The 553-nt window shown below is 47.9% G+C and carries 1 protein-coding gene; it reads right to left on the bottom strand.

Features of this window, described 5'->3' with window-relative positions; genetic code table 11:
• Window positions 1–553, bottom strand: a 553-nt coding sequence (locus tag R7R78_RS28710; protein ID WP_225474920.1) for a sulfatase-like hydrolase/transferase, incomplete at both ends; no start/stop codon positions are given.

The raw sequence follows: 553 nt of genomic DNA, 5'->3' as shown, positions 1-553 counted from the left end.
CCTGTTGTACGGTTTTCTTCTTTCACATGCGTCCAAATGTGCATGCGCGTTGCGTTGTACCACAAGAAGAACGGCTTATTCGCTTTAACTTGACGTTCCATAAAGTTCATTGCCGCGTCTAACGTTTCTTGGTCGACCGTTTCCATGCGCTTACGCGTCAAAGGACCTGTGTCTTCAATTTTGCCATCGGCATAAGAATGGATTACGCCACGCGGGCCAAAGTTTTTGCGGAACGCAGGATCTTTCGGGTAATCAGGGTTTTCAGGCTCTTCTTCCGCGTTCAAGTGGTAAAGGTTACCCATGAACTCATCAAAACCGTGGTTTGTTGGCAACATTTCATCTTTGTCACCAAGGTGGTTTTTACCAAATTGACCTGTCGCGTAGCCCATATCTTTAAGTGCCGTCGCCATTGTAATGTCTTGCGGTTGAAGACCTTGTTCTGCACCCGGTAGGCCTACTTTCGTCAAACCGGTACGGATTGGCATTTGACCAGTAATGAAAGTACTACGGCCCGCAGTACAAGATTGCTGCGCGTAGTACGCAGTGAAAAGCG

Source organism: Vibrio sp. 2134-1 (assembly GCF_033339495.1).
Note: the sequence above shows the minus strand (reverse complement) of the source record. Positions and strands in the feature narration are given on the sequence as shown.